This window comes from Bradyrhizobium sp. CCBAU 21365 (assembly GCF_015291305.1).
GTDB classification, from domain to species: Bacteria; Pseudomonadota; Alphaproteobacteria; order Rhizobiales; family Xanthobacteraceae; genus Bradyrhizobium; species Bradyrhizobium elkanii.
This window is the reverse complement of sequence record NZ_CP030036.1, coordinates 3,670,841-3,694,569: the sequence shown is the minus strand read 5'-3', so window position 1 is coordinate 3,694,569 and position 23,729 is coordinate 3,670,841. Positions and strand designations below refer to the sequence as shown.

At 65.0% G+C, this 23,729-nt stretch carries 24 protein-coding genes; 7 read left to right on the top strand and 17 right to left on the bottom strand.

Features of this window, described 5'->3' with window-relative positions; translation table 11 throughout:
* Together XI02_RS16780 and XI02_RS16775 are read right to left on the bottom strand one after the other, a co-directional pair.
* On the bottom strand, positions 1 to 1,026 hold the full coding sequence (locus tag XI02_RS16780) for a sugar ABC transporter substrate-binding protein (protein WP_026192551.1): 1,026 nt from the start codon (positions 1,024 to 1,026) through the stop codon (positions 1 to 3).
* A gap of 96 nt (positions 1,027 to 1,122) precedes the next feature.
* On the bottom strand, positions 1,123 to 2,148 hold the full coding sequence (locus XI02_RS16775) for an ABC transporter permease (protein WP_240537078.1): 1,026 nt from the start codon (positions 2,146 to 2,148) through the stop codon (positions 1,123 to 1,125).
* 79 nt (positions 2,149 to 2,227) lie between these two features.
* Here XI02_RS16775 and XI02_RS16770 point away from each other — a divergent pair, with 79 nt between their 5' ends.
* Positions 2,228 to 3,235 carry a LysR family transcriptional regulator gene (locus XI02_RS16770; protein WP_197971317.1) on the top strand — a complete coding sequence of 336 codons (1,008 nt, stop codon included), beginning with the start codon at positions 2,228 to 2,230 and terminating at the stop codon, positions 3,233 to 3,235.
* Positions 3,236 to 3,246: 11 nt separating this feature from the next.
* Here the strand turns inward: XI02_RS16770 and XI02_RS16765 are convergent, their stop codons facing one another.
* Both XI02_RS16765 and XI02_RS16760 read right to left on the bottom strand, forming a co-directional pair.
* The gene (locus XI02_RS16765) at positions 3,247 to 4,470 is read right to left on the bottom strand and encodes an ABC transporter substrate-binding protein (RefSeq protein ID WP_026192550.1); all 1,224 of its coding nucleotides are present in this window, start codon (positions 4,468 to 4,470) and stop codon (positions 3,247 to 3,249) included.
* Positions 4,471 to 4,526: 56 nt separating this feature from the next.
* Entirely contained in the window at positions 4,527 to 6,683 is a 2,157-nt protein-coding gene (locus tag XI02_RS16760) for an alpha/beta hydrolase fold domain-containing protein (protein ID WP_016840229.1), read from the bottom strand.
* A 166-nt stretch (positions 6,684 to 6,849) separates the two neighbouring features.
* Between XI02_RS16760 and XI02_RS16755 the strand changes: the two genes are divergently transcribed.
* Complete coding sequence (locus tag XI02_RS16755; RefSeq protein ID WP_244620854.1) at positions 6,850 to 7,431, top strand: TetR/AcrR family transcriptional regulator; 582 nt, start codon at positions 6,850 to 6,852, stop codon at positions 7,429 to 7,431.
* A 10-nt stretch (positions 7,432 to 7,441) separates the two neighbouring features.
* Here the strand turns inward: XI02_RS16755 and XI02_RS16750 are convergent, their stop codons facing one another.
* Positions 7,442 to 8,305, bottom strand: coding sequence for an SDR family NAD(P)-dependent oxidoreductase (locus XI02_RS16750; protein WP_018270773.1), 864 nt, complete (start codon positions 8,303 to 8,305; stop codon positions 7,442 to 7,444).
* A 5-nt stretch (positions 8,306 to 8,310) separates the two neighbouring features.
* A complete protein-coding gene (locus XI02_RS16745; protein ID WP_018270772.1) occupies positions 8,311 to 8,868 on the bottom strand; it encodes a carboxymuconolactone decarboxylase family protein in 558 nt (185 codons plus the stop codon).
* Between the two features lie 231 nt (positions 8,869 to 9,099).
* Here XI02_RS16745 and ilvD point away from each other — a divergent pair, with 231 nt between their 5' ends.
* Positions 9,100 to 10,944 carry a dihydroxy-acid dehydratase gene (gene ilvD, locus XI02_RS16740; protein ID WP_018270771.1) on the top strand — a complete coding sequence of 615 codons (1,845 nt, stop codon included), beginning with the start codon at positions 9,100 to 9,102 and terminating at the stop codon, positions 10,942 to 10,944.
* Between the two features lie 13 nt (positions 10,945 to 10,957).
* On the opposite strand, the gene XI02_RS16735 is transcribed toward ilvD, so the two are convergent.
* The 4 genes from XI02_RS16735 to XI02_RS16720 form a co-directional block, all read right to left on the bottom strand.
* Positions 10,958 to 11,173, bottom strand: coding sequence for a hypothetical protein (locus XI02_RS16735; RefSeq protein ID WP_016840216.1), 216 nt, complete (start codon positions 11,171 to 11,173; stop codon positions 10,958 to 10,960).
* Between the two features lie 654 nt (positions 11,174 to 11,827).
* On the bottom strand, positions 11,828 to 12,877 hold the full coding sequence (locus XI02_RS16730; RefSeq protein ID WP_018270768.1) for a hydroxyacid dehydrogenase: 1,050 nt from the start codon (positions 12,875 to 12,877) through the stop codon (positions 11,828 to 11,830).
* A gap of 15 nt (positions 12,878 to 12,892) precedes the next feature.
* Positions 12,893 to 13,789, bottom strand: coding sequence for an amidohydrolase (locus XI02_RS16725; RefSeq protein ID WP_018270767.1), 897 nt, complete (start codon positions 13,787 to 13,789; stop codon positions 12,893 to 12,895).
* Positions 13,790 to 13,792: 3 nt separating this feature from the next.
* The gene (locus XI02_RS16720; protein WP_172648127.1) at positions 13,793 to 14,758 is read right to left on the bottom strand and encodes a tripartite tricarboxylate transporter substrate binding protein; all 966 of its coding nucleotides are present in this window, start codon (positions 14,756 to 14,758) and stop codon (positions 13,793 to 13,795) included.
* Between the two features lie 187 nt (positions 14,759 to 14,945).
* Between XI02_RS16720 and XI02_RS16715 the strand changes: the two genes are divergently transcribed.
* Entirely contained in the window at positions 14,946 to 15,521 is a 576-nt protein-coding gene (locus XI02_RS16715) for a thiamine pyrophosphate-binding protein (protein WP_026192548.1), read from the top strand.
* Between the two features lie 8 nt (positions 15,522 to 15,529).
* Positions 15,530 to 16,132 (top strand): thiamine pyrophosphate-dependent enzyme, encoded by a 603-nt coding sequence (locus tag XI02_RS16710; protein WP_018270764.1) that lies wholly within the window; start codon positions 15,530 to 15,532, stop codon positions 16,130 to 16,132.
* 55 nt (positions 16,133 to 16,187) lie between these two features.
* On the opposite strand, the gene XI02_RS16705 is transcribed toward XI02_RS16710, so the two are convergent.
* The 4 genes from XI02_RS16705 to XI02_RS16690 form a co-directional block, all read right to left on the bottom strand.
* Positions 16,188 to 17,249 carry a ketopantoate reductase family protein gene (locus XI02_RS16705; RefSeq protein ID WP_018270763.1) on the bottom strand — a complete coding sequence of 354 codons (1,062 nt, stop codon included), beginning with the start codon at positions 17,247 to 17,249 and terminating at the stop codon, positions 16,188 to 16,190.
* A 200-nt stretch (positions 17,250 to 17,449) separates the two neighbouring features.
* Positions 17,450 to 17,839 carry a DUF1236 domain-containing protein gene (locus tag XI02_RS16700; RefSeq protein WP_018270762.1) on the bottom strand — a complete coding sequence of 130 codons (390 nt, stop codon included), beginning with the start codon at positions 17,837 to 17,839 and terminating at the stop codon, positions 17,450 to 17,452.
* 214 nt (positions 17,840 to 18,053) lie between these two features.
* Positions 18,054 to 18,833, bottom strand: a complete 780-nt coding sequence (locus XI02_RS16695) for an NYN domain-containing protein (RefSeq protein ID WP_018270761.1) — start codon at positions 18,831 to 18,833, stop codon at positions 18,054 to 18,056.
* Between the two features lie 148 nt (positions 18,834 to 18,981).
* The gene (locus XI02_RS16690; RefSeq protein ID WP_016842371.1) at positions 18,982 to 19,389 is read right to left on the bottom strand and encodes a hypothetical protein; all 408 of its coding nucleotides are present in this window, start codon (positions 19,387 to 19,389) and stop codon (positions 18,982 to 18,984) included.
* A gap of 361 nt (positions 19,390 to 19,750) precedes the next feature.
* Between XI02_RS16690 and XI02_RS16685 the strand changes: the two genes are divergently transcribed.
* Both XI02_RS16685 and XI02_RS16680 read left to right on the top strand, forming a co-directional pair.
* Positions 19,751 to 21,160 carry an MFS transporter gene (locus XI02_RS16685; protein WP_018270760.1) on the top strand — a complete coding sequence of 470 codons (1,410 nt, stop codon included), beginning with the start codon at positions 19,751 to 19,753 and terminating at the stop codon, positions 21,158 to 21,160.
* A 105-nt stretch (positions 21,161 to 21,265) separates the two neighbouring features.
* On the top strand, positions 21,266 to 22,024 hold the full coding sequence (locus XI02_RS16680) for a GntR family transcriptional regulator (protein ID WP_018270759.1): 759 nt from the start codon (positions 21,266 to 21,268) through the stop codon (positions 22,022 to 22,024).
* Positions 22,025 to 22,030: 6 nt separating this feature from the next.
* On the opposite strand, the gene XI02_RS16675 is transcribed toward XI02_RS16680, so the two are convergent.
* The 3 genes from XI02_RS16675 to XI02_RS16665 are packed head-to-tail and all read right to left on the bottom strand — an operon-like array spanning position 22,031 to position 23,722.
* Entirely contained in the window at positions 22,031 to 23,140 is a 1,110-nt protein-coding gene (locus XI02_RS16675; protein WP_172648128.1) for a Zn-dependent alcohol dehydrogenase, read from the bottom strand.
* 35 nt (positions 23,141 to 23,175) lie between these two features.
* Entirely contained in the window at positions 23,176 to 23,484 is a 309-nt protein-coding gene (locus tag XI02_RS16670; RefSeq protein ID WP_026192547.1) for a DUF6166 domain-containing protein, read from the bottom strand.
* 40 nt (positions 23,485 to 23,524) lie between these two features.
* Positions 23,525 to 23,722, bottom strand: a complete 198-nt coding sequence (locus XI02_RS16665) for a hypothetical protein (RefSeq protein ID WP_016842376.1) — start codon at positions 23,720 to 23,722, stop codon at positions 23,525 to 23,527.
* Between the last annotated feature and the right edge of the window lie 7 nt (positions 23,723 to 23,729).

Below are 23,729 nucleotides of genomic sequence, written 5' to 3'. Positions count from 1 at the left end.
TTAGTTTTTCTTGGGTAGCGCGAAGCAGGTGCCGCCGAGCGAGGCGTTGGTCTTATCGATCCAGATTGGCCGCGTGTAATAGGACAGGTTTTTGGTGCCGGGCTTGTCGCCGGACATCAGCAGCGTCTCGGCTGCGAACATCAGATCGTGACCCTGCTCGGTCGCCTTGTAGCTGAGGAATTTGCTGAAATTCCCGGAGTTGACCTGGTCGCAATCGAGCTGCGAGCCCTCGCCCGAGGCGAACACCTTCACATCGTCGATCTTGCCGGCATTGCGGATCGCCTGCGCGGCGCCCGACTCCATGATGCCCCAGAAGCCGATCGACGCGCAGAGATCGGGATGCTGCTGGATCACGGTCGCGGTAATGTTGAGCGCAGTGTTGGCATCCCAGTTCGCGGCCTGGTTCGACACCACCTTGATGTTGGGATCCTTGTTCAGGACCTCCATGATGGCACCGACCTGGTCGACGCTGGCGGCCGCGGTCAATTCGCCCTGCACGATCTGCACCTTGCCGGATTTTCCGGAGCCGGTGCCGCAAGCCTTGACGGCTTCGTTCGCCAGCATCCTGCCGATCTCGCGCCAGTCGACGCCGACGAAGGCGCCGGATTTGTAGTTCGAGGCCATGTTGACCTGAATCACGTGCGTGCCCTGGGCCTCGGCGCGTTTCAGATCCTTCATCAGCAGCGTCACGCTCGGATTCTGCACGATCAGGACGTCAGGCTTCTGATCGACCAGTGCGGTCAGCGCCTGTTGCATGGCGGATGGATTGTTGTTGGGATCGCGCACGATGTATTTCATGCCGCGCCACTCGGCCTCTTCCTGCACCACGCGGCCCCACTCGTCGGAGAGCGGCACGCCGAGCGCGATCGGCAGATAGGCGACGGTCTTGCCCTGCAGCGACTTGTCGTACGCCGCGCGCAGCTCGCGCCCGGCCTTGGTACCTTCCTCCTGCGCCGATGCCGCAAACGGCATCGCGGCAAGCGTCACCCCGGCAAGCAGGATCGTCCAGAACTTGGTCGTCTTCATCGTCTCCTCCACACAAAATTCTTTTGATTGATTTGGGATTCTTTTTGTTGATTGGGCCAATGACCGAGGTGCCCGCGTTCGCTCAGTCGCCCTGTTTCAATCCCCTTGTCGCGCGGTCTCCTCGTCGCGGGGGTGCAGCCAGTTGTCGAGCACGATGGCGGCCAGCAGCACCACGCCCTTGATGATGTTCTGCACCTCGCTGTTGACGTCCATGATGGTGAAGGCGTTGAGCAGCGTGCCGATCAGGATGCAGCCGACCACGACGCTGAACACACTGCCGCGGCCGCCGATCAGGCTGATGCCGCCGATCACGACGACGAGCACGACATCGAAGATCATGGTGCCCTGGGTGATCGCCATCTGCATGCTGCCCGTGGTGCCGACCCAGACCAGGCCCGCAATCCAGGCGAGCACTGCAACCAGCACGTGCTCGAGCACGATCAGCGGCCGCAGCGCGACGCCGGTCAGCCGCGCGGCCTCCGGATTGTCGCCCTGCGAATAGATGAAGCGGCCGATCGAGGTGCGCGACAGGAACAAATGCATCGCGATTGCACAGGCCGCGAACACCAGGATCGGAACCGGGATGCCGAACAGCCGTCCGGCGCCGAGATACATCAGGCCCGGCGCATCCTTCGGCGCATAGACCACCCAGGCCGGCGCGATCCAGAAGGCGAGGCCATAGATCACGAAGCCGGCAGCCAGCGTCACGAACAGCGCCGGCGCCTCGACGAAAGCGACCATCACGCCGTTGACGACGCCGATCAGCACCGCGATCGCCAGCGCCAGCAGCACTGCCGTAAAAACGGGCATGCCGTTCTGCATGTAGATCAGCGCGATCGCCCAGGAACCCGCCATGATCGCGACCTCGGAGAGGTCGATGCCGCGGCTGATCACGATCAGCCCCATGCCGAGGCCGAGCACGCCGAGGATGGAAATACTCCGCAACAGATTCAGGAGATTGGAGACGGTGGCAAAGCCGTTCAGCGTCAGGCCGAACACGATCAGGAGCGCGATGGTGATCAGGAGCACGATCTGCTCCTGGCTCGGCTTTGCAAACATTGCGCCCAGGCGAGATGATGCCGCAGGGACAGCAACGCCGCGCGATGGCGATTGCACGCTCATCGTTTCCTCCAGGTATTATTTTGCTTGAGACTTTAAGAGTGCCGATTAGTATTCGTCAAATGCATTCGACGGATACGGATTGATCATTTCCATGCATGTACGCGACGTCGATCTGAACCTGTTCGTCGTGTTCGACGCGATCTATTCCGAGGGCGGCGTCAGCCGCGCCTGCTTCCGCCTCAACCTGACCCAGCCCGCGGTCAGCCATGCGCTGAGCCGGCTGCGCGCGATGTTCAACGATCCGCTGTTCGTGCGCCGCAACCACGTGATGACGCCGACCCCGCTGGCCCGGCAGATCATCACCACGGTGCGCCAGGCGCTCAACGGCCTCGAGACGACGCTGACCCACACCCATCGGTTCGATCCGGCGCAGACTCCGAAGCGGTTCGTGATCGGGCTGCGCAACAATCTCGAGGCGCCGATGCTGAGCGCGCTGGTCAATAGGATCAGCACGGTGGCGCCGCTGGTGGAGATCGCCACCGTGCGCAGCGAGCGCAACAATCTGGAGCGCGAGCTTGCCGCCGGTACCCTCGACGTCGCGATCGATACGCTGTTGCCGCTGTCGGCGGAGGTGCGGCGCGAGCAGATCCTGACCGAGCATATCGCGGTGTTCGCGCGGCGCGGCCATCCCGAGCTCGGCAGCCGGCTCGACAAGAAGGCTTATTTGCGCATGGAGCATGTCTGCGTGACGTCGCGGCGCAGCGGCCTGTCGTTCGAGGATTTTCAGCTCCAGCGCCTCGGCCTGACCCGCACTGTTCGCCTGACCTGCCAGAATTTCGCAACCGCCTGCCACGTCGTGAGCCGCAGCAACATGCTGCTGACCGCCTCGGAGAGCGCCGCCTCCGTGCTGGAAGACCCCGGGCTGCTGCAGTGCTTCCCCTGCCCGTTCCCGATCAGCCCGCACGTCAATTATCTCTACTGGCACGCCACCGCCGAGGACGACACCACCAATCAATGGCTGCGCGAGCAGCTGCGCGCGGCCGCGGCGCTGCTGGCCGGCAGTCGCTTCAGCAAGAAGAACCGGCGCGCGGCGAGGACGCGTCCCAAGGTGGGAGGTCCGATAGCGACCAGTCTCGCCGCTGAATAGTGGCGGTACTCTTATTGATTCACCAGCCGACACTTGGACGTGGACAATGGCTGAAAGGCTTCAGCCGCCGGGATGGTCTCCTTCACCGTATAATAGTCCCATTTCTGCTTGACGTCGGCCGGCGCCTTCACCTGGACGAGATACATGTCGTGCACCATGCGGCCGTCCGCGCGGATCCTGCCGTTGCGCGCGAACATATCGTCGATCGGCATCGACTTGAGTCGCTGCATCACAGCTGCCGCGTCGTCGGTTTTAACCGCCTGTACGGCCTTCAGGTAATTGGTCACGGCGGAATAGGCACCGGCCTGCACGAAGTTTGGCATCTTCCCGACCTTGGCAAAGAAGCGCCGGCTCCATTGCCGCGAGCGGTCGTCGAGGTCCCAATAGAATGGTTCGACCAGCAGCATTCCCTGGGTCGCCGCAGCGCCCAGCGCATTGACCTCGGTGATCGTACCGACCAACGGCACGATGGTCTGGCCCGGCGTGATGTTGAAATCCCTCGCAGCCGTGATGGAGTTCAGGAGATCGGCGCCGGCGTTGGCGAATCCGATCACCTTGGCTTTCGAGGCTTGCGCCTGCAGCAGGAAGGACGACAGGTCAGTGGTGCTGATCGGGTGATAGACCGTGCCGACCACCGTGCCGCCGGAGCGCGTGATGGCGTCGGAAGCTTCCGCCACCAGGGATTTCCCGAGCGCGTAGTCGACGGCGACGAAATACCAGGTCCCCAGGCCCAGCGACTTCACCAACCGCGCCTGACCGTTGGTGAACGAATAGGTGTCCCAAGTATAGCTGATCGTGTTGGGCGAACACTGTTCATTGGTGAGCCGCATTGAGCCGGAGCCGGTGACGATCAGCATGCGGTTTTTGGTTTCCGCGACGCTCGACACCGCCAGCGCGACGCCGGAATTGATGACGTCGGTGATCAGGTCGACGCCGCCGGTATCGTACCATTGCCGCGCGATGCCGGTGGCGACATCCGGCTTGTTCTGGTGATCCGCGGAGATCAGCTCCACTTTGAACGGCGGCTTCTCCTGATCGACGAAATCGTCGATCGCCATCTGCGCGGCCGCAACTGCACCCGCACCCGCGAGGTCGGAAAACACGCCGCCCATGTCGGTGAGAACGCCGATCTTGACGGTGCCGTCCGAAACCCCCGTCGTCTCCGCCGATGCACCAGCGCATGCTGCGGCCAGCATTGCGGCAACCGGCCACGCAATCGAATTCCGAATCCTCATGGCAACCTCCCCGTACTGACGCGGCTTCGGCGCGCTTTTTTGTGTGACGGCGCGAATTATTCGGCGGCCGCCGACTTCATGTCGTTGCGACGCAGGTTGCGCCGGGCCCAGACGGCGAGCTCCTGCATCGTCGTCTGCGTTTCCGGGAGGAACGGGAAGATCGGATAGACGTGGACGGAATCCTCGACGATCCGCAACGTCACATCGAGACCGGCCCTCTCGGCGCGCTCGGCCAACCGCGTAGCATCGCTGAGCAGCACCTCGCCTTGGCTTGCGGTGACGAACAGCGGCGGCAGCCCGGTCAGATCGCCGAACAGCGGCGACACCAGCGGATCGGTCGGCTCGTGGGCCTGGAAATACGACGCGCCCATGAAGGTGAGCAGGTCGCGGTTGGCCGCGGGATCGTCGCCGTTGAAAGCTCGAATCGTCGGGCCTGACAGGGTCAGGTCGGCGAATGGCGCCACCGAGAGGATCGCCGCCGGCAACGGATCGCCCGCGTTTCGGAGCGCCAAGACCAGCGCAACGGCCATGCCGCCGCCTGCCGACTCGCCGGAGACCAATATCGAGCTTGCAGCGACGCCGCGCGCCAGCAATGCGCGATAGGCCGCCACCGCATCGTCGATCGCGGCGGGATAGGGATGCTCCGGCGCGAGCCGGTAGTCCACCGTGTAACAGACACCATCTACCGCCGCGGCAAGACGGCTTGCATATTCCAGCGAGCCCTTGGCGGAACCGATCAAATAGCCCCCGCCGTGGAAATGCAGCACGACATTGCCGCGTGGCGCATTCGGTGCCGCAACACGCCAGGCCTTGACGTCACCCAGTTCGTCCTCCACCGCGATGGTGCCCGCGGGCAACGGAAAGTTCGTCGTGAGGAAGCGGTCATAGGCCTCGCGCAATCCGTCATGTCCGCGCGCTACATCTTCAGGACGAAAGGCGAATTTCCAGAGATCGAAGGCGCGCTGGCTCTCGGGACGGCGCAAGCATTTGCCTTCACGCAAGCCCGTGACATTGAGCACCTCGCCGGGCGCCCCCTCCGTGGCTTTCACGACATCATAATCCCACGCGAGACCCCAGCTGGTCTCGGCGAACGGATCGATGCGCGCCATGCCCTTCCAGCGGCCGTTGCGATCGCGTATGCGGTTGGCCTCGGTCTCATGCATCAGCTTGACCACGGCGCGTGCGCCGGCCTGGATGCGCGTGGTGCGCGGCAGCCGCCGCTGCTCATACTCCTTAAGGGCGCCCGGCACGTCGTCCTGGCGACGCGACAGCACCCGCGCGAGGGTCCAGGCATCCTCGATGCTCTGGCCAGCGCCCGCGGCAAGAAACGGCACCATCGGATGGGCTGCATCGCCAAGCAGAGTGATGCGGCCGGAGCTCCAGCTGTCGATCGGATCGCGATAATACATGCCGGTGATGAAGGCGCTCTGGCACTGCTCGAGCATCTTGCGTGCGCGCGGCTCGGCGTCCTCGAAGGAGCGCAGCATCTCGGAAATGTCGCCGCTCTCGTCCCAGGATTCGCGAGTCACCTCTTGTGCGGGTACCGAGGCGAGGATGCTGTAGAGATTTTTCGGCCGCACCCAATAGGTGATCAAGGTTCGGCCGGGGCCGAACCAGTAATTGCCGCGCTCCTCCAGATTGAGCCCTTCGAGACGCTCTGCTGGAATTAGCGAACGCCACATCAAGATGTTGGCAAAGTGCTTCTGCTCCTGACCCCGCAAATGCTGGCGTACCACCGAATGGATGCCGTCGCAGCCGACCAGCAGATCGCCGCGCACGGTCTCGCCATTCGCAAGCTTTGCCTCGACGCCGCGGGCGTCCTGTGACACCGCCACGCAGCGGGCGCCGAGCCGCTTGGATTCCGCCGGCACCGCATCGGACAGAATTTGCACCAAATCCGCGCGGTGGATATTGTACATCGGCGCCCCGTAGCGCCTGGCGGCCTCGTCACCCAGCGGGGCCTGGTACAGCATCTTGCCGGAGCGCAGGTCGCGATAGTCATAAGACTGCGGCTTGACGCCGACGCTGCGGATCGCGGTCTCGAGCCCGAGCTCGCGCAGTACGATCGCTGCGTTCGCGGCGATCTGGATGCCGGCCCCGATCTCGCTCAGCTCCTTGGCCTGCTCCAGCACAAGCACGTCAACGCCTTGATGACGCAGCGCAATCGCAGTAGTCAATCCGCCGATACCGCCGCCCGCAATGAGCACCCGCATGGTTTGTCTCCGCCCTGTAGTCAAATTAAGTGATTTCACTTAAATTAGGTCAGGATCAGTTCGCATGTCAAGCAGGCGAAGAACCACGCGCGCGAGTTCGGAAGAAACGCGGAACCAGATCAAGGCGGCCGCGCAAATGCTGTTTGCCCGTCATGGCGTCGATGCCGTGACGGTGCAGCAGATCGTCGATGCCGGGGGGCAACGCAACAACGCGGCCCTGCACTACCATTTCGGCTCCAAGGAGGAATTGATCCGCCAGATGGTGGTCGACGGCGCCACCGTGCTCGACGGGCGTCGACGCGAGATGCTGGACGAGATCGAGGCGCGCGGGGGCCCCAAAAGCATCCGGGAGGTGCTGCTGGTGCTGGTCATGCCCGTCATCGAACTCGGCGACGACGAACGCTGGCACGGATATATCCGCTTCACCACGAACCTGCAGGCCTCGGATCCGAAAGCGTTGCGCGACGCGCTCAACGGCCGTTGGAATGCGAGCTATGTCGCGTGCTTCAACTACCTGAAGACGATGCTTCGCCTGCCGGCGCCGATCGTGGAACAGCGCCTTTCAATTTTCGCGATCTACGCCAACGCGATCCTGTCGGCGCACGAGGCCGCCGTCGAGTCGCGCAACACCAAGAGCAGCCGTCTTTGGGGGCAACCATTCACGATCGAGAACATCCTCGATACGCTTGAGGCCACGCTCACCTGCCCGCTCTCGGAGGGCACCTCGTCGAAGCTACCGGCAGGCTAAGGCGCGCCGGTCACATCCCGCTCAGCCCGCTATCCACCGCGAGCGTCTGCGCGGTGACATAGACGCTTTCATCCGACATGAAGAACAGCACGGCATAGGCGATCTCCCACGCCGTCGCCTGACGGCCGAATGGGATATGCCCCTTGCCGCGCGACGGCCGGCCCGCGCCAGCCTCGCGGCCGTTCGGGGTGTCGACCAGCCCGGGATAGACCAGGTTGGCGCGGATGCCGCGCCGCGCGCCCGTGTGAGCGATGTTGCGCATCAGGCCGCCGAGCGCGGCCTTGGAGGAATCGTAGACCGCCATCTGCGACCCCGCCTTCAGCGCCGCGATCGAGGAGATGAAGACGATCGAGCCGCCGTCTTCGAATTTCGGCAAGGCCGCGCGGCAGCACAGCATCGGGCCGCGGACATTGACGTCGTAGATCCTGTTCCACTCCTCCGCGCTGACATTGTCGAGCCCGGTCTTGCCGAAAGTGCCGATGTTCAGCACCATGCCATCGAGCCCGCCCATCGTGCGATGCGCTTCATCAATCATCCTGATGACGTCGGCCTCTTGAGTGACATCGGCGGCGATCGCGAAGGCGCGGCCGCCATCATCAGCAATACGCGCAACCGTGTCCTCGGCCGAGGTACGGTTGAGGTCGGCGACCGCGACATGCGCGCCCTCGCGCGCGAACAGCAGGCTCATGGCGCGGCCGTTGCCGATCGGATCGGTCGCGGCATCGAACACGCGCTGGCCGCCGCCGACCACCAGGATGCGGCGGCCGTTGAGGCGTCCCCGGCCCGGCGCGGTGCCGGACGATTCCGCGCTCAGCGGACGCACATGGCGTTCCGGCTTGGTGTCTTGCTTGGCCTCTTGCGAAGTCTCCGGCATCCGATTCAACCCCGCTTCCTGCCGCCCTCGTAGACCGCCATGCCGGCGGCCGGATCGAGATCGGTCTCGGTTGCCTCCGTCAGCCGCGCCATCGTCATGTAGAAGCCGAGCGCGACGATCGCCTCGACGATCTCCTGATCGCTGAAATGCTCGCGCATGCCGGCGAAGGCGGCATCGCCGACGCGCACCTTCTCGACCACCTCGCGGCCGAAGCCGAGCAGCGCGCGTTCGGACGCGTTCAGCGCCGCATCGTCGTAATTGCCGCGCTCGACGGCATCGATCTGCGCCTGGGTGACGCCGACACCGAGCGCGATCGGCACATGTTGCCGCCATTCATAGGCGCCGCCCTCGAGCTGCGCGGCCTGCAGGATCAGGAGCTCGCGGTTGACCGCCGACAGCTTCTGCTTGTGCAGGATCGAATTGGCGAGCCGCATCAGCGGAATGGCATTGGCCTCGGCATGGGCCATCATGCGGAAGATGTTGAGCTTGACCGGCATGCGGTCGAATGCGGCGCGGATGTCGCCGCCCGTCGTGTCCGGATCAATCAGAGGCAGCCTTGCCACGCGTCTCTCCCTTTTTTGCGCCTGTTCGTTGTTCTTGCCCGTCGTTCTTGCCGTCGGTGCGACCAGCTAATGCACCGGGCCGACCGAGATCAAGCCAACCGCTCGACATTGCCCGAATTGCGGGGTTCAGCCATGCGGTTCCGCGCTTGAATCCGCATCCACGGGCAGGCATAAGGAGCGCCAACTCCCCTAAAAAATGCCCTTGGCCCAAGGATTTGAGAAGGATTTACGATGCCCGCCTATCGCTCCCGCACCACCACCCACGGCCGCAACATGGCGGGTGCACGCGGCCTCTGGCGCGCCACCGGCATGAAGAACGAGGATTTCGGCAAGCCGATCATCGCGGTGGTCAATTCCTTCACCCAGTTCGTGCCCGGCCACGTCCATCTGCAGAATCTCGGCCAGCTGGTCGCGCGCGAGATCGAGAAGGCCGGCGGGGTGGCAAAAGAGTTCAACACCATTGCGGTCGATGACGGCATCGCGATGGGTCATGACGGCATGCTGTACAGCCTGCCCTCGCGCGAGCTGATCGCCGACAGCGTCGAATACATGGTCAACGCGCATTGCGCGGACGCGATGGTCTGCATCTCCAACTGCGACAAGATCACGCCCGGCATGCTGATGGCGACGCTGCGGCTCAACATCCCGACCGTGTTCGTCTCGGGCGGACCGATGGAGTCGGGCAAGATCCTGCTCAAGGGCAAGAAGCGCGCGGTCGACCTGATCGACGCGATGGTCGCGGCCGCCGACTCCAACGTGTCGGACGAGGACGTCGCGGTGATCGAGCGCTCGGCCTGCCCGACCTGCGGCTCCTGCTCCGGCATGTTCACCGCGAACTCGATGAACTGCCTGACCGAGGCACTCGGCCTCGCGCTGCCCGGCAACGGCTCGGTGCTCGCGACCCACGCCGACCGCAAGAGCCTGTTCGTCGAGGCCGGCCATCTGATCGTCGACCTCGCCCGCCGCTACTATGAGCAGGACGACGCCAAGGTGCTGCCGCGCAACATCGCGAACTTCAAGTCGTTCGAGAACGCGATGACGCTCGACATTGCGATGGGCGGCTCGACCAACACCGTGCTGCATCTGCTCGCCGCCGCGCGCGAGGGCGAAGTGCCGTTCACGATGACCGATATCGACCGCCTGTCACGCAAGGTGCCGGTGCTCTGCAAGGTCGCGCCCTCGGTGCAGGACGTCCACATGGAGGACGTGCATCACGCCGGCGGCATCATGGCGATCCTGGGCGAGCTCGACCGCGCCAAGCTGCTCACGACCGACGGGCCGACCGTGCACGCCGCGACACTGGAGGATGCGCTGAACCGCTGGGACGTGGTGCGGACATCAAGCGACAAGGTACGCAACTTCTATTGCGCCGCGCCGGGCGGCGTGCCGACCCAGGAAGCCTTCAGCCAGGACCGCCGCTTCGACGAGGTCGATCTCGACCGCGCCAAGGGCTGCATCCGCGACGCCGCGCATGCCTATTCCAAGGACGGCGGCCTCGCCGTGCTGTTCGGCAACCTTGCCGAGGACGGCTGCATCGTGAAGACCGCCGGCGTCGACGAGAGCATTTTGAAGTTCTCCGGCCCTGCCCGCATCTTCGAAAGCCAGGACGCATCGGTCGAAGCCATCCTTGGCAACAAGGTGAAGGCCGGCGACGTCGTGCTGATCCGCTATGAGGGTCCGCGCGGCGGCCCGGGCATGCAGGAGATGCTGTACCCGACCAGCTATCTGAAGTCGAAAGGCCTCGGAAAGGCCTGTGCGCTGATCACCGACGGCCGCTTCTCCGGCGGATCGTCCGGCCTGTCGATCGGCCACGTCTCGCCGGAAGCCGCCGAAGGCGGCCTGATCGGCCTCGTCGAGGAAGGCGACGTCATCGAGTTCGACATCCCGAACCGCAAGGTCAACCTCGCGGTCGACGATGCCGAATTGAAGCGTCGCCGCGGGGCGATGGAAGCCAGGGGCAATGCGGCCTGGAAGCCGGCGGCGCCGCGCAAGCGCGCCGTCTCGACCGCGCTGAAGGCCTATGCGGCATTCGCCAGCAGCGCGGCCAAGGGTGCGGTTCGCATCCTGCCGGAGTGATCGGCGACAAGTGCTAGGTCACGTGCAAGTCGGCCGCCTCGATCCGGATGCGGTCGGCATGCAGTGACCAGTCGCATAGCGATTGTTCCTGGCAAAACTTGACCTTGGCCATCTCGGTGGCCTGGCCCTCGCTCGAGGCGTCGATCTCAAGCGCGCCCTGGCAGACCTCGCGCTCGCGGCCATTGCCGCCGAGCACGTCCTTCATGAAATGAACGACGAAGCGTGACATGGAACCCTCCCTGCTGCACCGGCAGAGCCCGGGGGTACCACGCTAGCACTAACACGAAAGGGTAGTGAGTTAATTCGGCTGATACGCGTGCGACTGTTCGCAGCGGGGAAAACTACGCGCCGGCCTGGGGCAGGCTGGCGGCAGCGATCGCGACGATCTGCGCAAGACGGCGGCCGATCCTGGCGGGCGCGTTGCGGAGCAATGACTGGACCTGTCGCATCGAACATCTTCCTTCCGTGCCCGGACTGGTCGGGCACGAATGGAAAATGGCGATTTCAAGCTAAGTCGTCGATATCTCAGGGAAAATAACAACGGACGCGTTGTGAGGCGGTGCTTTGGCAGTACGTTTATTGCCTCGATCGAGGTCTCGACGAAGGAGATTTTCTCCGGTGTTCTTGCGCGCGCAAGAACGCTCGCACGGCTGGCCGTTTGTGTGAGGGGCGCACCGGCGAAAGAATTCACTCCGCCCTTGCGGTAGATATCCTCCGCAAGGGCGGGCGCCTGCACGATTTCGGAATATTGGAAATATATCCCTGAGTTGCCCGGCGCGTCAAGTTGCTGCGCGAACGCCGGCAGCCGCCAGCCCCTTTGCATGGGGTTGTTTTCGATATTTTGGCCGCGCGCAGCCGCGGCCCCGCAGGGGGAGGCCTGACCCTACCCCGGCATGAACCCGAACGCCTTCTCGAACCGTCGCGCGTAGACCGGCCAGACCTCGGGATTGATGATGCGCGGCGGGCGCTTGCCGTCGAGGGCGTCGAGGATCTGCTCGGCGGCGATCCGGCCCATGTTGATGCGCGCCTCGCGGGTGACACCGGCGGTGTGCGGGCTCGCCAGCACATTGTCGAACTGCAGCAGCGGATGATCCGGCGGCGGCGGCTCCTTGTCCCAGACGTCGAGCCCGGCGCCGGCGATGCGCTTGCCACGCAGCGCTTCCTCCAGCGCCTTCTCGTCGTGGATGAAGCCGCGCGCGGTGGTGACGAAATAGGCGTGCGGCTGCATCAGCGCGAACTGGCGCGCGCCGATCATGCCGCGGCTGTTCTTGTCCAGCGGACACGAGATCGAAACAAAGTCCGCGCGACGCAGGAGATCGTCGAGCTCGACCTTTTCCCCGCCCCGCTTCGCCATCTCGTCCGCCGTGAGATAGGGATCGTAGGCGATCACCTTCATGTGCAGGAGGCCCCTGCACAGTTCGGCGATGCGGCGGCCGACATTGCCGAGACCGACGATGCCGACGGTCTTCTCCTTCAGCTCATTGCCGATCAGATCGTTGCGGTTGACATTGGCCTCACGCCGCAGCCTGCGGTCGGACTGGATGATCCGCTTCGACAGCGTCAGCATCATGCCGAGCGCATGCTCGGCGACCGAATTGGCGTTGCCGCCGGACTGGTTGACGACAAGCACGCCCGCCGCGGTGCAGGCATCGACATCGACGGGATCGAAGCCGGCGCCATTCGACGACACGATCAGAAGATTCGGCGCACGCTTCAACAGCTCGGCATGGGCATGGAAATGCGGCGCCAGCTCATCGCGCGCCGCACCGATCTGATAGGCATGCGCGTCGGCAAGGACAGGCGCGAACGTCGCCTCCGGCGTCTCGTTCTCGAGACGATCGAGCCGGACGTCCGGCCGCTTCTTCAGGATATCGACGTAGATCTCGTGGGCGAGGTATTTGACGTAGAACACGCGCTTGTTGTTGACGGTCATGTCTTCGAGCAGCTTTCAGTTTGGGAAGCCATAGAGTCGTGCGGGATTGTCGACGAGGATACGGTGCCGGGTCGCCGCATCCGGCGTCCATTCGTGAAACAGGTCGAGCAGATGGCCGGCGTCGGGCATTTCGCCCTCGACCCGCGGATGCGGCCAGTCGCCGCCCCACACCAGCCTTTCAGGATTGGCCGACACCAGTGCCTCGTGGAACGGCCGCGCATCCGGATAATCAGGGGCCCGCTGGCTCAGCCGATGCGCGCCTGACAGTTTGGCCCAGCACCAGCCTTCGTCCACCGCACGCAAAAGGCTCTGAAAGCCCGCGGTGTTGATGCCGGCGCCGGCATCAGTGCGGCCCATGTGATCGACCACGACCGGCAATCCCAGCGCCTTCAGCGTCGGGATCGTGTGGGGCAAATCCTTCACATCGATCCAGAGCTGCAGATGCCAGCCGAGTTCGGCCATCACGCCCGCGTGCGTCTCGGCAACGTTCAAGGGAATGCCACCGCGATAGTGCAGCTGCCCGCCGCGGAAGAAATGGTTGAAGCGCAGGCCGCGGACGCCGAGCACATGCCATTGCCGGAGCGTGCCTGCCGCCACATCGGCATCGGCCACCGCGACGCCGCGCAGCCGCGCGGGCTCGCGCTGCAGCGCATCCAGCATCGCCGAATTGTCGTGGCCGTGCGCGCTGCCCTGCACCAGCACGCCGCGGGAGAAACCGAGCGTATCGAGCATGCCGAGATAGGTCGCGAGCGGCGCGTCCGGCGGCGTGTAGCTGCGATCGCCGGCATACGGAAAGCGATCGCTTGGGCCGAACACATGCGCATGGGTGTCGCAGGCCTTCGGCGGCAGCTTCTCCCTCGGCGGCGTCACCGGACGCGGCGGCAGGCAGGCGGGAATCTCTGACGCAGCCATGCTCTATTCCGCCTTCATGCCGGCGGCCTTGATGATCGGCCCCCATTTGTCGTAGTCGGCCTTGATCTTGGCGGCGAACTTGTCCGGCGTGGAGCCGATCGGGATCGCACCGAGCTTGCCGAGCCGCTCCTTCACGGCATCGGTGTTCACCGCCGCGACGAAATCATGCGAGATCTTGGCGACGAGGTCGGCGGGCATGCCGCCGGGTCCAAGCAAGCCCCACCACACCTCGGTGTCGTAGCCCGGAACGGTTTCCGACATGCTGGGCACGTCAGGCAGGAACGGCGCACGCGAGCCGGTCGTCACCGCCAGCGCGCGAACCGTGCCGGCTTGCAGCTGCCCGACCGATTCCGGCCCGTTGTTGAACGACATCGGAATTTGCCCGCCGAGCAGATCGTTGATCGCGGGCGCACCGCCCTTGTAGGGGATCGCGTCGAGATCAATCTTGGCGAGGCTCTTGAGCAGCTCCCCGGCCAGATGGGTCGAGGTGCCGTTGCCGGCATGGGCGAAGGACAGGCTGCCCGGCTTCGCCTTCGCCGCGGCGATGACGTCGGCGACCGATTTGAACGGCGAATCCGCGCGCACCAGCAGCACGTTCGGCGACGACGCCAAGAGCGAGATCGCCGAAAAATCCCTGAACGTGTCGTAGGGCAGCTTTGGATAAAGGAATGGATTGGTGGCGTGGCCGCTCGCCACCATGATCAGATTGTAACCGTCGGGCGCGGAGGTCGCGATCGCCTGCGAGGCGATCACCCCGCCGGCGCCGGGCCGGTTCTCGACTACGATCGACTGCGTCCAGGTCTTCGACACCGCTTCAGCGAGCGTTCGCGTCAGAACGTCGACGCCGCCGCCGGGCGGATATGGAACGAGAATGTGAACGGCCTTGGCCGGGTACGGCTGCGCGGACGCAAGGCCGGCCACAATCATGGCCGCTGCCGCAATGGCGGTCCGCCAGACCCATCCGGCCATCGACGCCTCCCGTCCCTTGATCGCTACCGTCTCTTTTTCGTTACGCCTGTATCGCACGTTGGTTCGGCGCTGCGATGGCCGAATTCCGCAGATCGCGTTGCGGCCGCGACATGTTGACAATCGCAGGCACCGCGTCAAGTTTCGTGCGGCAAGCGGCCACCAGTGTCGCGCGAGCAGGGAGAACAGGATGGCGGCCGCGGAACAAGCCTCGTCCAAAGATAAAGCCAAGGACAAGTCCCAGGATGCGGCGACGACCTGGCACGGCATCGTGCTGCAGACGCTGAAGCGGAACGAGATCAAGCTCGTGCCTTATGTGCCCGACCGGGTGCTGACCACGCTGATCAAGGACCTGCACGCCGATCCCTATTTCACGACGTTTCCGACCGCGCGCGAGGAAGAAGCGGTGGGCATCGTCTCCGGGGCCTGGATGGCGGGAACGCGCGGCGCGGTGCTGATGCAGACCTCGGGCTTTGCCACGCTCGCCAATGTGCTGGCCTCGCTCGCGGTGCCCTACCAGATCCCGCTGATCATGTTCGTCTCCGAGCGTGGCACGCTCGGCGAGTTCAATTACGGCCAGGCACTGGTCTGCCGCACCATGCGCCCGGTGCTGGATTCGCTGGCGATGGAGCATCACACCATCACGCGGCTCGACGAGCTCGAATTCATCGCGGACCGCTCGATCAAGCAGGCCGTCACCACCCAGGCGCCGGTGGCGCTGATCCTCTCGCCGCTGCTGACCGGCGGCAAGACCTTCGACAAGTGAGATCAGCCATGACCAGCACCCACGCGCGCAACACCAAGGTGATGAACCGCTTCGATCTCACCCAGCGCCTCGTCGCCGGCCTGAAGGACGAGGCCGTGATCGGCGGCATCGGCAACACCAATTTCGACCTCTGGGCCGCCGGCCATCGCCCGCAGAATTTCTACATGCTGGGCAGCATGGGACTTGCGTTTCCGATCGCGCTCGGCGTCGCGCTGGCGCAGCCGAACCGGCGCGTGTTCGCGCTGGAAGGCGACGGCTCGCTGCTGATGCAGCTCGGCTGCCTCTCGACCATCGCGACGCTGGCGCCGAAGAATCTCACCATGGTGGTGATGGACAACGGCATCTACCAGATCACGGGCAGCCAGCCGACGCCAGCCGCCGGCCATACCGATATCGTTCAGGTCGCAATCGCCAGCGGCATCACGAACAGCTCCTGGGCCGCCGACGAGGACGATTTCGAGCGGCTGATCGAACAGTCGAAACAGGCCTCCGGCCCGACCCTGATCGGCGTCCGCATCGACGACAAGCCCGGCACCGGCACCACCCGGCGCGACCCCGTGCAGATCCGCGAGCGGTTCATGCACGGGATGGGGGTAAGGCAGCTGCTGTAGGTAAGACACATGCGGAGAGATGGATTGCTTCGCTCGCAATGACGGCTGTGGCCACTCAATTCAGCCGCAACTCGGTGATGTGCCGTGGATCCGGCTTCAGCTCGCCGCGTTCGACACGCTTGACGATGTCGGTCAGCGCGGCGTTGGCATTGCACGCGATGCCGAGCTTCTCGCCCTCGCGGACCACGAGGCCGTTGAGGAATTCGATCTCGGTGCGGCGGCCCTTCTGCATGTCCTGGCCCATCGAGGGGCGCTGCGCCGATGAGGTGCGCTTGGCATCCTTGAAGCGCTGCTCGTCGCAGGCGCGCGTTGCGGCCTCGTCGCCCTCGCCGGCCCGTGCGATGGTCTCGGGCGGCAGATGCAGGATCTCTTCCAGCTGATAGCCCTGCGCCTGGCCGACGCGGATCGCCTCGCTGCCGAGCCGCGTCGAGAAGCGGCGCAGCGGCTCGCTTTGCAGCACCTCGCCGCCCGCCAGACCAGTGCAGGCCGAGAGCCCATTGCCCATCACGTTGGCGACCAGCTTCGACCAGCGCTCGCCCCAGAGATTGGAGGTGACCTTGGCGCTGTCGGAATAGCCGACCAGGCGGCAGACTTCCTCCGCCCGCGCCGTGATCCGGCCGTGCACCTCGCCGGCGCGAAACACGGTGTGCGCTGCGCCGCCCTTGCCGGCGCCGCGGTGGATATGGCCGGGCTCCGGCAGATTGACGGTGATGCTGCTCGCGATGCAGCCGAGCGTCTTGCCCCAGCCGACGATGCCGGCGATGGTCTCCTCGTTCATGCAGTTCTGCAGCGACACGACGTAGCCGTCCGCCGCCAGATATTGCCGGATCAGCATGGTGGCCCAGGCGGTGTCGTAGGACTTCATGCAGACGAAGGCGATGTCGACCGGTTTCTCTTTCGCCAGTTGCTGCGCGTCGGTGACATCAAGCGCGCGCACCGGGACCGAGAATTCCGCGACCTCCATCGCGTGCGTGACGCGCAGGCCGTGCTTGCGCATGTGCTCGACATGCACGGGCCAGGGATCGATGAACGTGACGTCCTCTCCCGCCTGCACCATATGCGCGCCGGCGTAGCCGCCGACAGCTCCCGCGCCGACGATCGCGATCTTCCGAGCCATGCTTCCATCCCCTGTTCTTGATTGAGACGAACGCTGGCTGCGTCCATCCGTTGCGGATCAGTCTAGGGGATCGCGGCGTCAGGCCAACCGGTCGTTTCATGAAAAAAGCTGGGCGGTGCCATGCCGGTATTCATGGGACCCAAGAAAATCCCCGCGAGCGATGCGCCCGCGAGGATCTTCGTAGTCAGAGTCCGATGCGATCAGTCGATGATCTTGACGATCCGGCGGGTGCGCGGCTCCACGATCACACGGCGATCGTTGACGACGGCGTAGCGATACTCGGTGTAGCGCGGCACCGGGCGCAGCACGACGGTGTCGGGCAGCGGCTTGCCGACCACGACGCGTTCACGCACCACCACCGACGGCTCGTTACGCGGGATCGAGGTGATCACCGCATTCGGAATCTCGAGGCCGGCGCCGACCGCGGCACCCACCGTGCCGCCGACGATCTCGCCGACCGGCCCCGCGATTTCGCCGCCGGCCCGCGCGCCGTTCGCGGCGCCCGCCGCAGTCGTGGACTGCGCGAAGGCCGAACCGGACGCGAGCAGCGACGCTGCAGCGACAAGGGAAACAGCAAAACGCTTGTTCATGATTCTCCTCCTCCGAATTGATCGATGCCCCTCAACATCGCAACCAATGAGAACGTTCCAGTTCCAATGCTGCAACTCGCGCAACTCCAGTTCCGCGCGCAATTCGCTTGATTCCAGCACAAATGAAAATGCTGCTCCGGACAATGTCCGAAGCAGCATTCATCCTGGGTTCAGATTCAGGGATGGCTCAGAACAGGAGCGCGCTGCGCACCGTTCATTCCGGCGGTTTTTGATTGGCTCGACGCCTTGGAGCTCGTCGTCTTGACGGCGGTGCAGCTGAAGGCTTGATGCGGATTCGCATCGTCCCGCCCTTCGACTCGATCTCGAAAGCGTTGGTCCTGCGCACCAGCTCGCCGAGGGTGCGGAAGCCGTAGGTCCTCTGATCGAAATCCGATGCGAAATTAGCCAGCTGCCGTCCGACCTCGCCAAGCGTCACCCAGCCGTCCTCGCTTGCCATCTGGCTGATGACCTTCTTGATGATGGGCGTGGCGGCCTCGGGTGGCTGCAACGGCTGAGCCCGCACGGCGGCATCCTGATTGCTCGGCGCGCCGCCGCGCAGATTTTCCGTATAGACGAACCGGCGGCAGGCCTGCCGAAAACTCTCCGGCGTCTTCTGCTCGCCGAACCCGAACACGTCGATGCCGTGCTCGCGGATGCGGGCGGCAAGCCGGGTGAAATCGCTGTCCGACGATACCAGGCAGAAGCCGTCGAACCGGCCGCTGTGCAGCAGGTCCATGGCGTCGATCACCAAGGTGATGTCGGATGCATTCTTCCCGGTCGTATAGGCGAATTGCTGCTGGGGGATAATGGCGTGCTTCGACAGGATGTCGGCCCAGCCCTTGGACCTCGGATTGGAGAAGTCGCCGTAGATGCGGCGCACGCTGGCCTCGCCGATCTTGGCGATCTCCTCGAACAGCCCATCGGCGATCTTTGCGGATGCATTGTCGGCGTCGATCAGGACGGCCAGACGAGGCGAACGGAGTTCGGAAGGCATCGCATTTCTCGGCTGGGACAGGATGAATGGACAATTCCGCAGACAGCTGCGGAACCGGCACAGCTGTCGCATCGGAGCACATCGCGCGTCCCAAGCATAGGCGGCATCGCCAAGACGTCGCAGCGATGCCAGCCTCGAGGTGGCGAGGTCAGATCACCTCGCCCAGGTCGATCGCCCGCCTGGCGAACTCGATGGCCTTCTCGGCGGTGATCGCGTCCGCTGTGGTCGTCGCCTCGTCGCGCACGGACGGCGGCGAAGCGATCCGGATCTTCTTGCCGTTCGAACGGCGGATGGTCGCGCGCCAGCGATCGACATCGCGCCGGTAGGCATCGATCACAAAATCCCGATAGGTGACGCCGCTCATAAGCGGCTGAATCGATGCCGCTTCGACAGTGGGCGGCCGGCTTGCGATGTCGCGCACCATCTCGACAATCGTCTCGACGGCATGCTCGCGCGTGACGCCGGTCGCGTCCCTGAGCAGATAGCTCACCGCCGCACCGATCTGCGCCCTCGCGCGATCGTCGCTCGCAAAATCCAAATCGGCCTGAACTGACATATGGGGAAAACGCCTCCGCCCGACGCAACATCGGATACCTCCAGGCATCCGGCACCTTGCAACCACGTGACGTTTAGTCGGCTTCCCATTAAAGCCGGATTAGCTGTTAGCCCCCGATTTCTCGGATGCCGTTAACCGGCTCTTGATGCCGCTTCGCAGGATGCCGGAAGCGGCAGGGATGGTCGACCGGATCACGGGAGGAGCGCGCCACGCGCCGATTTGTCCGGGGCCCCCCTCCGGTGCCGCGGCCCGGTTCGCGCCGCCAATTCGCGCGTGATCGCCAATTGACATATCACTGCTATTCGTGTGACATTTTATGAAAAGGCCGACAAAGAGCCCATGCCCACCTGGGGAGGCAGCAATGACCATTTCCGACGTCGCCGCAGCAGCCGAAAGCCGGGCTCCGGCCGTTGCGCGATCCGCGCAGGCGCAGCAGGTCGCCGACATCGCGGCACGGCTCGAACGCCTGCCGCTGACCTCCTACCAGCGCTGGATCTTCGGAATCATCGCGACCGCGTGGTTCTTCGACAGCATGGACCTGGCCGCGCTCACCTTCGTGCTCGGTTCGATCCGCCAGACCTTCGGCCTGTCGACGGCGGAAGCCGGGCTGCTGTCCAGCATGAGCTTCCTCGGCATGTTCGCGGGCGCCGCCTCCGCCGGCCTGCTTGCCGACCGTTTCGGCCGCGCCCGCGTCTTCCAGGTCAGCATGATCTTCTGGGGATTGGGCAGCCTGTGCTGCGGTCTGTCCACCACGGCGACCGCGCTCGGCGCATCCCGCCTGCTGCTCGGCTTCGGAATGGGCATGGAGTTCCCGGTCGCGCAGTCGATGGTCTCGGAGATCATGCCGGCGCGCAACCGCGGCCGCTACATCGCGTTCCTCGAAGGATTCTGGCCGCTCGGCTTCATCGCGTCGGGCCTGCTGACCTACTTCGTGCTGCAGGTCGCCGACTGGCGCTGGGTCTTCATCTTGCAGGCGATCCCGGCCGTCTTCGTGCTTGTCGTGCGCCGTTTCGTTCCGGAATCGCCGCGCTGGCTCGCCTCGCACGGCTATTCGGAGCGGGCCGAAGCGACCGTGCGCAAAATCGAAAGCAGGGTCCGCGACCGTCTCGGCGGCAAGGACCTGCCGCCGGTGGTGCGCCAGGCCGCCGCCCCCGCGTCCGAAGTGACCGGCCTGAGAACGCTGTTTTCGGGCATCTACGCCAAGCGAACCACGATGTTGTGGACCCTGTGGTTCTTCGCGCTGCTCGGCTTCTACGGCCTGACCACGTGGCTCGGCGCGCTGCTGCAGGCCAAGGGCTTCCCGATCACCAAATCGGTGTTCTACACCATCCTGATCTCGCTCGCGGGGATCCCCGGCTTCCTGGTCTCGGCGTGGCTCGTCGAATCCTGGGGCCGCAAGGCGACGCTGGTGATGAACCTGCTCTGCGGCGCGATCGCCTGCCATTTCTACGGCTCGGCGGCGGACCAGACCCAGCTCATCATTGCGGGCCTCTGCATGCAGTTCTTCCTGTTCGGCATGTGGTCGGCGCTCTACGCCTATACGCCCGAACTGTACCCGACCCATGTCCGCGCGACCGGAACGGGCTTTGCCTCCGCGGTCGGCCGAATCGGTTCGCTGATCGGCCCCTACGTGATCGGCGTGATCCTGCCGGCGGCCGGACAAGGCGGCGTGTTTGCGCTCGGCGCCGGCGCATTCGTGGTGGCGGCGCTTGCGGTGCTGCTGCTCGGCGAAGAAACCCGCGGCCGGACGCTGGAAAGCATTTCGCACTGATGGGCGCGCTGCGCGCCGTCCGATTCGGCTTAGGCCGATCGACCGGCCTTGTCATTGCCATCGGGCGTGTGAGATATCTGCTGTAGAGCAGCACTCGCGATCCAGATGGTAAATTTGAACAAGCGATCCAGCACGGTGCGCGCGCGCGCAAAGGGAAGCCGCCGGCCGGCACGGCAATCGTCCGCCGCCGGCGACAAGCCGCGCGGTTCCGCGCCGGCTCCTCTCCCGCAAAGCGACGTCACACTCACCGATCGCGCCTATGCCCAGCTGGAAGAGCTGATCGTGACGCTGCAACTGCCACCGGGCACCGCGCTCTCCGAGCTCGTGCTCGCCAAGCGGCTCGACATCGGCCGAACCCCGATCCGCGAGGCCTTGCAGCGCCTGTCGCGCGACGGCCTCGTCAACATCCTGGCCCGGCGCGGCGTGCTGGTGTCCGAGATCGACCTCAGGGCCCAGCTGCGCCTGCTCGAAGTCCGGCGCGAGCTGGAACGGCTGATGGCGCGCGGCGCCGCCGAGCGCGCCACCAGCGAGCAGCGCACGCAGTTCTCCGAGATCGCCGCCGGCATGCGGCGCGCTGCGGAAAAGTCCGACGATCTGCTGTTCATGCGGCTGGATCATCAGCTCAACACCCTGATCTCCGCGGCGTCGCGCAATGAGTTCGCCTCGCGCGCGATGGGCCTGATGCACGGCCTGTCGCGCCGGTTCTGGTACCAGCATTACAAGGAAGCGGCCGATCTGCCGCTCGCGGCGCGGCTGCATGCCGACGTCGCCGAAGCCATCGCCGAGCGCCGCGGCGACGCCGCGGGCGCGGCGTCCGACAGCCTGATCGACTACATCGAGAGTTTTGCGCGTTCGACGCTGTGAGAGCGATCAGAACTCAACGACCGTGCGGATCGACCGCCCGCGCCGCAGCGCCTCGAAACCGTCATTGATGCCGTCGAGGCTGCAGCGTCCGGTGATCAGTTCGTCGAGCTTGAGCCGGCCGTCGAGATAGGCCTGCGCCAGCAGGGGAAAGTCGCGCCGTGGCCGCGCGCCGCCATAGCTCGAGCGGCGAAATCGCTTCTCGCCCATCAACGCGCCCCAGCGAAAACTCACGTCCTGCGTAACGTCGATCTTGCCGAGCCAGATCACCTCACCGCCCGGCCGCACCGCCTCCGCGGTCTGCCGAAACGCGTTGGGATGGCCCGCCGCTTCGAGGATGACGTCGGCGCCCCGGCCGCGCGTCGCCTGCTTTGCGAACTGGACCGGGTCCTCGCGGGCCGCGTTGACGACGTGCGTGGCGCCGAGCTGCCGCGCCAGCGCAAGCTTTGCATCATCGAGGTCGACCGCGATGACAGCACCGGCGCCGGCAAGCCGGGCGCCCTGCACCGCTGCCAGCCCGACCGCGCCGCAGCCGGTGACCATCACGGTATCGCCGTGGCCGATGGCGGCGACGTTCAACGCGGCGCCGACGCCGGTCATGACGCCGCAGCCGATCAGGCACGCACGGTCGAACGGAATGTCGTTCGGCACGACGATCGCCTGCTGCGCCGGCAGCACGACATATTCCGAGAACGCGCCGAGGAACATCAGGTGCGCCAGGTTGCGGCCGTCCACGAGCTGCGCCTTCGACGCGCCGTCGAAATGCACGCCTTCCGCGCCCCGCGCGAGATAGGTCTCGCACAGGATCGGCTGCGCACGGTCGCAGTGGAAGCAGTGCCCGCAATGCGGATTCCAGGACAGGACGACGCGATCGCCGACGCTGATGTCGCGCACCGCACTGCCGATTTCCTCGACCACGCCGGCGGCCTCGTGCCCGAGGATCATCGGCAAGGGATAGCGCAACGATCCGTCGATGACCTCCAGATCGGTGTGGCAGAGCCCCGCGGCGCGCACCTTCACCACGACGTCGGTCGGCATCGGCTGCGCAAGCGATACGCGCTCGACGGAGAGCGGCGTTCCGCTTTGATGCAGCACCGCCGCGCGATAGGTCAGGGTCATCTCAAGAATTCTCTGCCAGGGACATCAGCACGGGCTCAGGCCGTCTGTCCGGACCGCAGCACCGCAACCGCCTCGTCGAGATCGGCCGAGGAGAGCTCCCATTCATTGTCGAAATTGGCGACGACGCGCCGCATGAAGCTCTCGTGCAACGCTTTCGCGGCAGCGGCATCGTGCAGATGATCATAGAGCAGCGCGAAGGCCAGTTGCGCCGGCTCGGGCCCCTCGTAGCTCCATTCAAAACCGTGTTCGGTGAGACGAAGCTGGTCGTAATGCGGCGACAGCGGCTTGCCGTCGACCAGCACCGAAATGCCGTCGATGGTGCGGTCCCCGGTATAGCTCGCCATCGGATCCTCCCTGTGCTGCAGCATCATGTCAGGAGCTCGGTCAGGATCCCGGCGGGCGCATCTTGAGGTCCTTCTTGACGACCTCGGGGAAGATCCACATCGCGACGGTCGCGAACACGCCGAGGAAGGCGACCGCATAGCTCGGTCCCTGCTGTCCCAGATAGACCATGAAAATATACCCGCAGGCCGCCGTGGCGAGGCACGCCAGCGACAGCATGAGCTTGATGTGGCTTGGCATCGAGACC